Annotated in this window: 12 protein-coding genes; 5 read left to right on the top strand and 7 right to left on the bottom strand. The window is 66.6% G+C overall.

All coding sequences use genetic code 11. From position 1 onward, the window contains the following. The 3 genes from TBD_RS01225 to TBD_RS01215 form a co-directional block, all read right to left on the bottom strand. Positions 1–852: a hypothetical protein gene (locus TBD_RS01225; protein WP_011310758.1), complete on the bottom strand. Its 852-nt coding sequence runs from the start codon at positions 850–852 to the stop codon at positions 1–3. Between the two features lie 128 nt (positions 853–980). After that, a complete protein-coding gene (locus tag TBD_RS01220; RefSeq protein ID WP_011310757.1) occupies positions 981–1,976 on the bottom strand; it encodes an OmpA family protein in 996 nt (331 codons plus the stop codon). A 16-nt stretch (positions 1,977–1,992) separates the two neighbouring features. Next, entirely contained in the window at positions 1,993–2,382 is a 390-nt protein-coding gene (locus tag TBD_RS01215; protein ID WP_011310756.1) for a DUF4398 domain-containing protein, read from the bottom strand. 423 nt (positions 2,383–2,805) lie between these two features. Between TBD_RS01215 and folE the strand changes: the two genes are divergently transcribed. Then, on the top strand, positions 2,806–3,426 hold the full coding sequence (gene folE / locus TBD_RS01210; RefSeq protein ID WP_011310755.1) for a GTP cyclohydrolase I FolE: 621 nt from the start codon (positions 2,806–2,808) through the stop codon (positions 3,424–3,426). A 112-nt stretch (positions 3,427–3,538) separates the two neighbouring features. Here folE and TBD_RS01205 read toward each other — a convergent pair whose 3' ends face one another. From TBD_RS01205 to TBD_RS01195, 3 genes are all read right to left on the bottom strand, one after another. After that, positions 3,539–4,945, bottom strand: a complete 1,407-nt coding sequence (locus TBD_RS01205) for an ammonium transporter (protein ID WP_011310754.1) — start codon at positions 4,943–4,945, stop codon at positions 3,539–3,541. Positions 4,946–4,955: 10 nt separating this feature from the next. Further along, entirely contained in the window at positions 4,956–5,294 is a 339-nt protein-coding gene (locus tag TBD_RS01200) for a P-II family nitrogen regulator (RefSeq protein WP_011310753.1), read from the bottom strand. A gap of 64 nt (positions 5,295–5,358) precedes the next feature. Then, positions 5,359–6,129, bottom strand: coding sequence for a TorF family putative porin (locus TBD_RS01195; RefSeq protein WP_011310752.1), 771 nt, complete (start codon positions 6,127–6,129; stop codon positions 5,359–5,361). Positions 6,130–6,363: 234 nt separating this feature from the next. On the opposite strand from TBD_RS01195, the gene TBD_RS01190 reads away from it, so the two are divergent. The 3 genes from TBD_RS01190 to TBD_RS01180 are packed head-to-tail and all read left to right on the top strand — an operon-like array spanning position 6,364 to position 9,147. Then, positions 6,364–6,627 (top strand): accessory factor UbiK family protein, encoded by a 264-nt coding sequence (locus TBD_RS01190; protein ID WP_011310751.1) that lies wholly within the window; start codon positions 6,364–6,366, stop codon positions 6,625–6,627. A gap of 4 nt (positions 6,628–6,631) precedes the next feature. Further along, entirely contained in the window at positions 6,632–8,119 is a 1,488-nt protein-coding gene (locus TBD_RS01185; RefSeq protein ID WP_011310750.1) for a YifB family Mg chelatase-like AAA ATPase, read from the top strand. Then, positions 8,116–9,147: a VIT1/CCC1 transporter family protein gene (locus tag TBD_RS01180; protein WP_011310749.1), complete on the top strand. Its 1,032-nt coding sequence runs from the start codon at positions 8,116–8,118 to the stop codon at positions 9,145–9,147. Before TBD_RS01185 ends, TBD_RS01180 begins: the two co-directional genes overlap by 4 nt. Before the next feature lie 85 nt (positions 9,148–9,232). Here TBD_RS01180 and TBD_RS01175 read toward each other — a convergent pair whose 3' ends face one another. Then, positions 9,233–9,619, bottom strand: coding sequence for a rhodanese-like domain-containing protein (locus tag TBD_RS01175; protein ID WP_011310748.1), 387 nt, complete (start codon positions 9,617–9,619; stop codon positions 9,233–9,235). 95 nt (positions 9,620–9,714) lie between these two features. Between TBD_RS01175 and metH the strand changes: the two genes are divergently transcribed. Then, the gene (gene metH / locus TBD_RS01170; protein WP_148202991.1) at positions 9,715–13,398 is read left to right on the top strand and encodes a methionine synthase; all 3,684 of its coding nucleotides are present in this window, start codon (positions 9,715–9,717) and stop codon (positions 13,396–13,398) included. Positions 13,399–13,407: the final 9 nt, after the last annotated feature.

Raw genomic sequence — 13,407 nt, 5'->3', positions numbered from 1 at the left:
TCAGCTCCCCTTGCGCGCGATCGCGGCTTCGAGCAGCGCGAGGAAATCGCGCTCGTCACGCACCTGTGCGGCCTCTTCGGACGTCACCGTGTAGCCGTGCGGGCCTGCGATCGCCTCGTAGCGCGGAATGCGCGAATGAAACAGGCGCGGAAAAATCCAGCGCGCAAAATCGTTCGGTTCGATCTGCGCGACGTAGGCGAGGCCTTTTTCCTCGAGATAGCGCGGCAGATTCTCCTCGAGGAAGGCGGGTCGGAAATACAGCGGCTTGGGGTCGGACTGCGCGCGACGGATCAGCGTTTCCTCCTCTTCGCGGCTGGTCGTCTGGATGTAGAGGATGAGCGTGTGCTCGGCGAGCAGTTCGATCACGCCGGGCTCGTCGAGCTCACACAGACTACCGCCGACGTCGTTGACGAAGTGCGGATAGCCGTAGATCTCCTGGCCCTTGCGGATGAAGCCCGGCACGTCGCGCATCGCGGCGATCTCGGCTTCGCGGTACGCCGCCTGCCGCCGCGTGAATTCGTCGAGCGGAAGCCCGCCCCACTCCGGTCCGCCGAGCTTGCCGACGAAGGTGAGGACGGGACCGAGATCGTGGATCTTGATGTTGTTCTTGATGTCGATCCAGTCGCGTCGCAACAGGTCGCGCAGGAAGGGCACCTGCATCGCCTGCTGCTTGATCAGATCGAGAATCGGCTCGTCGAGGTAGCGCGTGCCGATGCGGTAGTCGCCGGAAAAATGGAACCAGTCGTGGCCGCGCAGCATGCCGGAGATGTGCGTCTTGCCGACGCCGGACATGCCCAGCAGGGTGACACGCTTGGTCGGCCAGGCGCGGAAGCTTTCGGGGGTGAAGTGCATGGCGGGCTTTTTGTAGGACTAGCGCGAAGCCTACCGAAAAGCCCTGCAATACAAAAGGCCGGCCGAGCTTACGCGTCGCCGGGGAGCCGGCGCGGCGCAATCGCCGCCGCGCCGTGGCCCGCCTGCCGTCACTCGCCGGCCTTGCGCTCCGGCACCTCGCCGCCGTTCTCCGACAGCACGACTTCGACCCGGCGATTGAGTTGCCGGCCCGCTGCCGTGTTGTTGCTCGCCACCGGGAAGGCCTTGCCGTAGCCGCGCGTCGCGATGCGCTCGCCGTCGACGCCCATGCCGATCAGCGCGGTCTTCACGGCCTCGGCGCGCCGTTCGGAAAGCGCCTGATTGAGCGCGTCGCCGCCAGTGCTGTCGGTGTGGCCCTCGATCAGAAGCTTGCGCGTCTCGTACTGCTTGAGGAAATCGGCGAGCTTCTGCACGTTGCGCATCCCACCCGGCGTGAGGTCCGCCTTGTTCACGCCGAACAGCACGTCGCCGAGCGTGACGACGAGGCCACGGTCGGTTTTCTTCGCGTTCAGGGCCTGGAGCTGCTCTTCCTGTTCGGCGATCCGTGTCTGCGCGCGCTGGATCTCGAGGCGGGCTGCTTCCAGGGCATCCGCCCGCTGCCGCGCCGCCTCCTCTGCCGTCGCGGCCTGCTGCCGTGCGGCCTCGACTTCGGCCTCACGCTCTGCGATCAGCGCGCGGTCGCGTTCCGCCTGCTGCTGCGCCGTTAGCTCGGCCTGTGTCGCCTGCTGCCGGGCAGCGGCGACTTCGGCGGTGCGCGCCTCGAGGCGCACGCGGTCGCGTTCGGCGCTCGCCTCGGTGACGCTGATCTCGGCGGCCTTGCGCTTCGCCGTTTCCTGCGCGATCGCCGCCCTTTGCTTCGCCACGTAAGCCAGTTGTTCGATGACGTCGCCGCTCTCGCGCTGCGAGGCGGCGGCCTCGGCGCGGCTCAGCGACTCGCCCGCCTCGTCCAGTTCAACCGGCGCGAGTTTCACGACCTGGGGATCGGTTCGCGCACTGTCGTAAAGGCTGCGCGCCTCGGTCAGCGCATCGTTCTCGGGCACTGTCGCGCAGCCGGCGAGCAGCGCGAGGGCAAGCAACAGGCCATGGTGATGTCGATTTTTCTGCATGATCGGCTCCCGACTTTTATTGCGCTTTGCGCTCGATTTCCTGGCGCAACACACGAATGTCTTCCTGCACGGCGTCCGCGGCGCGCTGGCTCTTGGCCGAGCGCGCCATCGCGGCGGCGAGTCGCGCATCGACCTCAGCCTGCTCGGCCAGGCGCCGCGCGAGTTCCGGCTCCTTCGCGCGCAGGGCCCGCTCGGCGGAATCCATCTTCTCCATCGCGGACTTCAGTTGCAGCGGCGCGAACTCGGCCGCGTCCGCGCTGCGCGCATCATCGAGCGCGGCGCGCGAGACCGCGAACTGCGTATTGGGGTTAGGGGTACTGGCGCATGCGGTGAACAGCGCCGCCGCCGCCAGGGCCAGAGGAAGTGAACGGGGCCTTGCGCCCGTCCGGCAGGCATGGTCATTCATAGTTACCCTCCTATGAACACGGATTTTCATGGTGTTTGTGCGAATTTCACCTGTATCAAGCTAGCACCCGAGTCGGGTTTTGCAATGACGGCGTGAATTCGCGACTTTGGCCCGGCGTTTCTCTCAGTCAATCCGACGCTTATAAGCCGACACGGGGCGTCGAAATTGTCTCTGCACACGGGAAATCCGTAACGTCGATTCAGAACGGCAGCAAATCGAATTTTAGGAATTTGCCGACAGTGTTTTCATCGCTCCGCCGATGGAAGACGGGAGGTTTCGTCAGCATAAATAAGGAGAAGGCAAGATGCCTGGGTAGCCGCCCCAGCAGCCTGCCCGCGCGCGCCGAGCGGTTCGGCTATTACAAGAAACAGCACCGCGCCACGCCCCCACCCCCACGGACAAGACTGCACGCGAAAGGACATCATGACTCAGCCTCCTTCCGACACACCCCAGCGGCCCACGCGCGAAGCGGCCGAAGAAGCCGTGCGCACGCTGATCGCCTGGGCCGGCGACGACCCGTCGCGCGAAGGCCTGATCGACACGCCGGCCCGCGTCGTCCGCGCCTACGAGGAATACTTCGCCGGCTATCCCGACGACCCGGCGCAAGTGCTGGCGCGCACGTTTTCCGAAGTCGACGGCTACGACGAAATGATCGTCATGACCGACATCCGTTTCGAAAGCCATTGCGAGCACCACATGGCGCCGATCATCGGCAAGGCCCACGTCGCCTACCTTCCCACGCACCGCGTCGTCGGCATTTCGAAGCTCGCGCGCCTCGTCGACCTCTACGCCAAGCGCCTGCAGATCCAGGAAAGAATGACCGTGCAGATCGCCGACACGCTCAACAACGTGTTGCAGCCGCAAGGCGTCGCCGTCGTGATTGAGGGCTCGCATCAGTGCATGACGACGCGCGGTGTGCACAAGCCGGGCGCGGCGATGGTCACGAGCCGCATGCTCGGCGTCTTCCGCTCCAACGTTGCGACGCGCCGCGAGTTTCTGGCGATGATCGGCCGCACCGGCGCGGGGCCGCTGAGCAATACCTGAGGCATCGTCGGCGCGCACGTCCACGCTTCGGCCGTGCCGCCGTCCGCTGCCCGACTCAATAAAAAGGGGCGCCCTGCAGAGCGCCCCAGACCTCCAGCAGGAGAAAGAACGGCTAGACGGAGTACGCGCGCTCGCCGTGCGACGCGGTGTCGAGTCCCTCGCGCTCCTGTTCTTCGGCGACGCGCAAGCCGAGGGTCACGTCGATGAGCTTGAAGGCGACGAAGCTGACGACCGCCGACCACACGATCGTGATCAGCACGCCGCTCGCCTGTGTCATGACCTGGCCGGCGAGCGTGTAGCCGTCGACCCCGACGCCGCCGAGCGTCGGCGAGACGAAGATGCCGGTGCCGATCGCGCCGATGATGCCGCCGATGCCGTGGATGCCGAAGACGTCGAGGCTGTCGTCGTAGCCGAGCGCCGACTTGAGCCCGCTGACGCCCCACAGGCAGACGACGCCGGCGACCGCGCCGAGCACGATCCCGCCCATCGGCCCGACCAGGCCCGCTGCGGGCGTGATCGCGACGAGCCCGGCAACCACGCCCGACGCGACGCCGAGCAACGAAGGCTTGCCGCGCACCATCCACTCGGCGAACATCCACGCCAGCCCTGCCGCGGCGGTCGCGAGTATCGTGTTGATGAAGGCGAGCGCCGCGCCGCCGGTCGCTTCGAGGTTGGAGCCGGCGTTGAAGCCGAACCAGCCGACCCACAGCAGCGACGCGCCGATCATCGTCATCGGCAGGTTGTGCGGCGGCATCGCGTCGCGGCCGTAGCCGATGCGCTTGCCGAGTACGATCGCGCCGACGAGCGCAGCGACGCCCGCGTTGATGTGGACCACGGTCCCGCCCGCGAAGTCGAGGTCGCCCTTCTCGAACAGATAGCCGCCGGTCGCCCACACCATGTGCGCGATCGGCAGGTAGGAGAAGGTGAACCACAGCACCGCGAACACGAGCAGCGCCGAGAATTTCACGCGCTCGGCGAGCCCGCCGACGATCAGTGCGACCGTGATCGCGGCGAAGGTCAGCTGGAAGGCGACGAAGGTGAATTCGGGAATGACGACGCCGTCGGAGAAGGTCGCGGCGGTGCTGTCGGGCGTGATCCCGGCGAGGAAGAGCTTGGAGAGGTCGCCGATCGCCCAGTTCATGCCGCCGCCGTCGCCGAACGCCAGCGAGTAGCCATAGACCGCCCACAGCACCGATATCAGGCAGAAGATCGCCATCACCTGCGTCAGCACCGACAGCATGTTCTTGGCGCGCACGAGCCCGCCGTAGAAGAGTGCGACGCCCGGGACGATCATCAGGACGACGAGCAACGTCGAGACCATCATCCAGGTCGTGTCGCCCTTGTCTGGGACCGGCGTCGCGGCTGTTTCGGCCGGAACTGCGGCTGCCGGCGCTACAGCCGCCGGCGCCGTTTCGACTGCTGCGGCGCCATCCATCGGCACGGCCGCGTCCTGCGCGGCCGCGAGGCCCGGCGCCAGCAGCGCGAGGATCAGGCCGAACGAAGCAAAGAGTTTTTTCATGTCCGGCTCCTCACAGTGCGTCCGGGCCGGACTCGCCGGTACGGATGCGCACGACCTGTTCCAGGCTGCTGACGAAGATCTTGCCGTCGCCGATCTTGCCGGTGTTCGCCGCGTGCTCGATCGCCTCGATGACGCGCTCGAGCAGATCGGCCTTGATCGCGACTTCGAGCTTGACCTTGGGCAGGAAGTCGACGACGTATTCCGCACCGCGATACAGCTCGGTGTGTCCCTTCTGCCGCCCGAACCCCTTTACTTCCGTGACCGTCAGGCCGGTGACGCCGATGGCCGACAAGGCCTCGCGCACTTCGTCCAGCTTGAACGGCTTGATGATGGCCGTTACGAATTTCATGTCTGCTCCCAGTTTGGCAAGTGAAGAAACCGGGCGATTCGGTGCATCGCCCGCGTCTTCAGGTTCAAAAGGTCTTGGAAATCCAGACCGTGGTCGTGTCTTTGCCGAGGAACTCGCCGTTGGTGTCGGTCCACACGTCGCTGTCGGCGTCAGTGTCGGTGTACATGACGCCAACCGTCACGCCCGATGCGACCTCGCTCAGCTTGCCCATGTCGTAGGCCAGGCTGACTTTCCAGTCGTCGTAATCCTGCGCGCCGTTGTTCTCGAAGTTGAACGTCCCCCAGTGGGCGCCGGCCGTCAGACCGGTTTCGCCGAGCGGGACGTTGACCGAGACGTCGAGGTAGCTGGAGCCGTCGGCGTCGGCGAAACCGAAGACCTCGTCGCTGATCGCGTAGGAATACTTGAGCGAGACCCACTTCCAGCCCAGGCCGGCATAGAGTTCGGTGGTGTCGGCGTCGACCGCGCCCGCACGTTCGCCGGGGTAGAAGTACTGGATCGCGCCGACGTCGTAGGTGAAGTCGCTGGCGCCGATGTTGCCGCGGAAGCCGCCGTACAGGTCGAGTTCCAGGTTGCCCGAGTCGTAGCGCTGGTAGTCCTCGATCCAGCCGACGTTGCTGCCCCAGGTGCCGAGATAAAAACCGCTGGCGTGCGTGTAGTCGAGCCCGCCCTGGATGGCCGGGTCGCCGCCGGTCTGCGAGATCCCGCGGAACAGGTAGTTGCTCGTGAGTCCGACGTTGGCGCTGAGGCTGTGCGGCCCGCCGTCCTCGGCCGCCGCGGCAAGCGCCGGGATGCCTAACAGGCCGGTCAGCAGCAGGGCGTGTGCAAGTCTTTTCATTTATCTCTCCGTGAGTGGCGCGTGCAGGATTGCACCGGGTATCCAGCAGGAGCCATGCCAGAGCAATTTCATGTTACTTATCATTGACTTACAGAAGTGGCGCACATTATTCAGGCACGCGATGCACCCGCAAAGTGCATCTGCAAAATGCCCTGCACCGTGCCTGTGCCATTGCCCGCTGCACGCGGCGCGCGACGTCGCTTGCTACACTCGCGCATCACACGGAGGTGGCCGATGAACCCGAAATTTCCCGATTCCCCTTTCCTCAACGACCTGCTGGCCCGGCTCGGCGAGGTGTTGCGCCAGTCCCCGGCGCAAGACTTCGAGCGAAATCTCAAGGCCGGGGTGACGTCGATGCTGACCAAACTCGATCTGGTGAGCCGCGAGGAGTTCGACGTGCAGGCCGCGGTGCTCGCGCGCACGCGCGAAAAGCTGGGCCAACTCGAGGCCCGGTTGGCCGATCTGGAAAAACACGAGCGGCAGGCGGACGAAGGCTGAAGCCGTGGGCGTCGCCGTCGTCAAGAGCCGCGCGCTCGCCGGCATGAACGCGCCGGAGGTTGTCGTCGAGGCGCACCTCGCCAACGGCCTGCCCGCGTTCACGCTCGTCGGCCTGCCCGAGACCGAGGTCAAGGAGGCGCGCGACCGCGTGCGCGCGGCGATCCAGAACGCCGGCTACGAGTTTCCGGCGCGGCGGATCACGGTCAATCTCGCGCCCGCCGACCTGCCCAAGGAATCGGGGCGCTTCGATCTGCCGATCGCGCTCGCGATCCTCGCCGCATCCGGGCAGGCGCCGGGCGACAAACTCAAGGAGGCCGAATTTGCCGGCGAACTCGCGCTGACCGGAGAACTGCGCCCGGTCCGCGGAGCGCTCGCGATGGCGTTGGCGACGCGCGCAGCCGGTTGCAAGCTCGTTTTGCCGGCGCAGTCGGCCAGCGAGGCGGCGCTCGCGCGGGGCGTCGAAACCTATGGCGCGACGAGCCTGCTCGAGGTCTGCGCGTGGCTCGCGGGTCAGGGCACGCTGTGCGAAGCGGCTGCCGACGCGGATTCGCCTGCCGCAACCTATCCCGATTTCGCCGACGTCAAAGGCCAGGCCGGCGCGCGGCGCGCGCTCGAAGTCGCGGCGGCCGGCGGCCACTCGGTTTTGATGGCTGGCCCGCCCGGGACCGGCAAGTCGATGCTCGCCGCGCGCTTTCCCGGGATCCTGCCGGCAATGGACGAGGCCGAGGCACTCGAGGCTGCGGCGGTCGCTTCGCTCAACGGCGGGTTCCGCCCCGAGCACTGGGGCCGCCGCCCCTACCGCGCGCCTCACCACACGGCCTCGGCGGTCGCGCTGGTCGGCGGCGGCAACAACCCGCGTCCGGGCGAAATTTCGCTCGCCCACCACGGTGTGCTGTTCCTCGACGAGCTGCCCGAGTTTCCGCGCCAGGTGCTCGAAGTGCTGCGCGAGCCGCTCGAGAGCGGCCACATCACGATCTCGCGCGCCGCGCGGCAGGCCGACTTTCCGGCGCGGTTTCAGCTGGTCGCCGCGATGAACCCCTGCCCCTGCGGCTATCTCGGCCATCCGAGCCAGGCCTGCCGCGACACGCCCGACCAGATCGCGCGATACCGCGGCCGCATCTCGGGGCCGCTGCTCGACCGCATCGACATCCAGATCAGCGTTCCGGCCTTGACCGAAGACGAGTTGTTGGCGAGCGCCGAGGGCGAGTCGAGCGCCGAAATCCGCGCCCGCGTCGAGGCCGCGCGTGCGCGCCAGATGCAGCGCCAGGGCAAGGCCAACGCCGCGCTCGGCACGCAGGACGTCGAGCGCTTCTGCGCGCTCGACGGCGCCGGCGAGGCGCTGCTCAAGCAGGCGATCGCACGACTCAAGCTCTCGGCCCGGGCTTATCACCGCGTGCTCCGGCTCGCGCGCAGCGTCGCGGATCTCGCGGGCAGCGACGCGATCACCACGACCCACCTCGCCGAGGCGATCCAATACCGGCGACAGGCATGAGCGACCCGCTTGAATCGTGGCATGAAGAAAAGCGTTCGGCCTGGCTTTACCGGGTCGTCGCCGAATGCGAGCAGGGCACGCCGCGCGCGGCGCTGTTCGGTGAACTCGCGCAGGCCGCCGACGACCAGGCGGAAATCTGGTTGCGCGTCCTCGCTGCGGACGGCGCGCCGCCCCCCGCGCCCTTCCGCCCCGACCTGCGCACCCGCGTCGTCGCGTCCCTGACGCGTCTGTTCACGCCGCGTGCGATGCACGGTGTACTCGCCGCGATGAAGGTGCGCGGCATGAGTCTGTATACGCAGCACGCGCCGCACGCGACACCGTCCAAACGCGACGATATCGGCAAGCGCCACCGCACCGGCGCCGCCGGCAACGCCCTGCGTGCCGGCGTGTTCGGGGTCAACGACGGGCTGGTCTCCAACGCCGCGCTGATTTACGGCGTCGCCGGCGCCGCGCAGGCGTCCGAGGTCATTCTGCTGACCGGCGTCGCCGGCCTGCTCGCCGGTGCGTTTTCGATGGCCGCCGGCGAATACGTGTCGATGCGCTCGCAGCGCGAGATGTTCGAGTATCAAATCGGCCTCGAACGCGACGAACTGGAAAAGTATCCTGCCGAAGAAGCGGCCGAACTCGCGCTGATCTATGCCGCCAAGGGCATGCCCGAAGGCGAGGCGAAGCGGGTCGCCGACACGCTGATGGAGAACCCGGAGCGCGCGCTCGACACGCTTGCGCGCGAGGAACTCGGCCTCAACCCCGACGAACTGGGCTCGCCGTGGACCGCGGCCTTGGCGTCGTTCGCCGCGTTCAGCGTTGGTGCCGCGGTACCCCTGCTCCCGTTCCTGCTCGGCGCCGGCAATTCGCTCGCGCTATCGGTCGCGTTCACGGCGCTGGGGCTTTTCGCCGTCGGCGCGAGCATGAGCCTTTTCACCGGACGCCGCGCGCCGCTGAGCGGCTTGCGCATGCTCGCGATCGGCGGCGGCGCCGGGCTCGCGACGTATTTCATCGGCGCCTGGCTGGGGGTGACGCTGGGCTGAATCGCCGGCGGCTGGCCGCGAACGCAGGCGACCAGCAAGCAGACGGGAGCAACGAGCAGAGGGAATTCGCGGTGACCGCGGCGCCTCAGGTCTGCTCCCACGGCAGGCCATCGAAACGCCAGCCATTGACCGTATTGCGGTGGCGATGCGCGTCCATGTCGCCCTCGAAGCCGTGCGCGACGTTGTAGACCTCGGGGAAGCCGTGTTTTTCGAGATAACGCCCCGCGTCGGCCGAACGCCGCCCCGAGCGGCAGATCAGGACGACCGGCCGGTTCACCGATGCGGCGATGCGGGTATGGCCCAGAAAGTCGGGATTCACATCCCAATCGGGACTGTCCTGCCAGGCAATGTGGATGGCGCCGGCAGGATGGCCGACGAACAGGTATTCGATTTCCGAGCGGCAGTCGACAAAGACCGCCTCGGGGTGGGACTGCAGGTAGGCGTAGGCTTCCTTGGGTTCGAGGTTTTTCATCGGACGATTCCGCGGCGCGATACTGCACCATAGCGCGTCGGAGGGCCGCAGGCCAAGCGAATATAATGCGCGATTGCCCTGCCAGCCTCACGACCATGTCCCGCACCGACCTGCTGCATTCCCTGCTCGCCCAGCGCATCCTCGTCCTCGACGGCGCGATGGGAACGATGATCCAGTCGTACAAGCTCGGCGAGGCGGACTACCGGGGTGAGCGCTTTGCCGATTTTGCCCACGACCTCAAGGGCAACAACGACCTGCTATGCCTGACGCAGCCCGCGATCATCAAGGAAATCCACGCCAAGTACCTCGCGGCCGGCGCCGACATCCTCGAGACCAACAGCTTCAACGCGACCGCGATCTCGATGGCCGACTACCGTATGGAGCACCTGGTGCCGGAGCTCAACTTCGCCGCCGCCAAACTCGCGCGCGAAGCCGCCGACGAGGCGACCGCGCAGAACCCGGCCAAGCCGCGCTTCGTCGCCGGCGTGCTCGGGCCGACGTCACGCACGGCGACGATCTCGCCCGACGTCAACGACCCGGGCTTCCGCAATGTTACGTTCGACCAACTGCGCGAAGCCTACCTCGAGGCGATCGACGGCCTGGTCAAGGGTGGCGCCGACATCCTGATGGTCGAGACGATTTTCGATACGCTCAACGCCAAGGCTGCGCTGTTCGCGATCGAGGAATATTTCGAGATCAATAACATGCGACTGCCCGTGATGATCTCGGGCACGATCACCGACGCGTCCGGCCGCACGCTCTCTGGCCAGACCGGCGAAGCGTTCTGGAATTCGGTGCGCCACGCGCGCCCGCTGTCGATCGGCCTGAACTGCGCGCTTGGGCCGGATCTCTTGCGGCAATACGTCGAAGAACTATCGAACAAGGCCGAGGTCTTCATCTCGGCCCACCCCAACGCCGGCCTGCCCAACGCCTTCGGTGAATACGACATGGACGGCGCCGAAATGGCGAAGCACATCGGCGAGTGGGCACGCGCTGGGCTGCTCAACATCGTCGGCGGCTGCTGCGGCACCTCGCCTTCGCACATTGCGGCCATCGCCAAGGCCGTCGAGGGCGTCGCGCCGCGCGTGCCGCCCGTGCTCGAGCCGGCGATGCGCCTGTCGGGGCTCGAGCCGTTCAACGTTGGGAAAGATTCGCTCTTCGTCAACGTCGGCGAGCGCACCAACGTCACCGGCTCCAAGGCCTTCGCGCGGATGATCCTCGAAGGCCGCTATGACGACGCCTTGTCGGTGGCGCGCCAGCAGGTCGAGAACGGCGCCCAGGTGATCGACATCAACATGGACGAGGGCATGCTCGACGCCGAGGCGGCGATGGTGCGCTTCCTCCATCTCATTGCCTCGGAGCCCGATATCGCGCGGGTGCCGATCATGATCGACTCGTCGAAGTGGAACGTCATCGAGGCCGGCCTGAAGTGCATCCAGGGCAAGGGCATCGTTAATTCAATTTCCATGAAGGAAGGCGAAGCCGAATTCATCGAGCGGGCGAAGCTGTGCCTGCGCTACGGCGCAGCGGTAATCGTGATGGCCTTCGACGAGACCGGCCAGGCCGACACCTATGCGCGCAAGACCGAGATCTGCACCCGCGCCTACAAGCTCTTGACCGAGACGGTCGGCTTCCCGGCCGAGGACATCATCTTCGACCCCAACATCTTCGCGGTTGCGACCGGCATCGAGGAGCACGCCAACTACGCTGTTGATTTTATTGAAGCCACGCGCTGGATCCGCCAGAACCTGCCGTATGCGCACGTCTCTGGCGGGGTGTCGAACGTGAGCTTCTCGTTCCGCGGCAACGACGCGGTGCGCGAGGCGATCCACACCGCCTTCCTCTACCACGCGATCCAGGCCGGCATGGACATGGGCATCGTCAACGCCGGCCAGCTCGGCGTCTATGAGAACCTCGACCCGGAGCTGAAGGAACGCGTCGAGGACGTCTTGCTGAACCGCCGCGCCGACGCGACCGAGCGCCTCGTCGCCTTCGCTGAAGGCGTGAAGGGCGGCGCCAAGGAGAAGGTCGAGGACCTCGCCTGGCGCAGCCTGCCAGTCAACGAACGGCTCACCCACGCGCTGGTCCAGGGCATCACCCAGTACATCGTCGAGGACACGGAAGCCGCCCGCCTCGAGGCCGAACGCCCACTGCACGTGATCGAAGGCCCGCTGATGGCCGGCATGAACGTCGTCGGCGACCTCTTCGGCGCCGGCAAGATGTTCCTGCCGCAGGTCGTGAAGTCGGCGCGCGTAATGAAGCAGGCCGTCGCGCACCTGATCCCCTACATCGAGGCCGACAAGCGCGCCGGCGATTCGCAGAGCGCAGGCAAGATCGTCATGGCGACGGTCAAGGGCGACGTCCACGACATCGGCAAAAACATCGTCGGCGTCGTGCTCGGCTGCAACGGCTACGAAATCGTCGATCTGGGGGTCATGGTGCCGGCGCAGAAGATTCTCGACGCCGCGCGCGAACACAAGGCCGACATCATCGGTCTCTCCGGCCTGATCACGCCCTCGCTCGAGGAAATGGCGCACGTGGCGAAGGAAATGCAGCGCCAGGGCTTCACGATACCGCTCCTGATCGGCGGGGCGACGACGTCACTCGCGCACACGGCGGTCAAGATCGAGCCGAATTACGAGCACCCGGTGGTCTACGTGAAGGACGCGTCGCGCGCGGTCGGCGTGTGCACCCAATTGCTGTCGGGCGAATTGCGCGACGCATTCGCGGCCGAGGTCCGTGCCGACTACGCGCAGACGCGCGCGCGCCACCTCAAGCACAAGTCGGATACCGCCCGGCTGACGCTGGCCGATGCGCGCGCCAACAAGTTCGGCATCGACTGGGCGAGCTACACGCCGCCTGTTCCGAACCAGCCCGGCGTGCATGTATTGAAGGCCTACGACCTGGCGAAACTGGTCGAGACGATCGACTGGACGCCGTTCTTCGCGTCCTGGGAACTGCACGGAAAGTATCCGAAGATTCTCGACGACGAAGTGGTCGGCGCCGAGGCGACGAAGCTCTTCTCCGATGCGCAGGCGATGCTGAACAGGATGGTCGCGGAGAACTGGGTCGAGGCGCGCGCGGTCTTCGGCCTCTTTCCCGCCAACGCCGTCGACGACGACATCGAGGTGTACGCCGATGAATCTCGCTCGCAAGCCCTGACCACGTGGCACAACCTGCGCCAGCAGGCGAAGAAGCCCGAGGGTCGCGCCAACCTGTGTCTCGCCGACTTCGTCGCGCCGAAGGCGAGTGGGCTAAAGGATTATCTGGGCGCCTTCGTCGTGACCGCCGGCATCGGCGAGGACGAGCGGGCGAAGGCCTTCGAGGCCGCGCACGACGACTACTCGGCGATCCTGTTCAAGTCGCTGTGCGACCGCCTGGCCGAAGCCTTCGCCGAGCACCTGCATCTGCGCGTGCGCCGGGAATTCTGGGGCTACGCCGCCGACGAAGCGCTGCCCAACGATGACCTGATCGCCGAGAAGTACCGCGGCATCCGTCCGGCGCCCGGCTACCCGGCCTGCCCGGAGCACAGCGAGAAAGCGGCGCTCTTCGGACTGCTCGACGCGACGAACGCGATCGGCGTCGAGTTGACGGAAAATTTCGCGATGTGGCCGGGCGCTGCCGTGTCGGGCTTCTACCTTTCGCACCCCGACAGCCAGTATTTCGCGGTGGCGAAGATCGAGCGCGATCAGGTCGAGGACTACGCGCGGCGCAAGGGATGGGATGTGAAGACGGCGGAACGGTGGCTGGGGCCGAACCTCGGCTACCAGCCGGAGTAAAGCACAGGC

Source organism: Thiobacillus denitrificans ATCC 25259 (assembly GCF_000012745.1).
Taxonomy (GTDB): domain Bacteria; phylum Pseudomonadota; class Gammaproteobacteria; order Burkholderiales; family Thiobacillaceae; genus Thiobacillus; species Thiobacillus denitrificans_B.
Note: the sequence above shows the minus strand (reverse complement) of the source record. Positions and strands in the feature narration are given on the sequence as shown.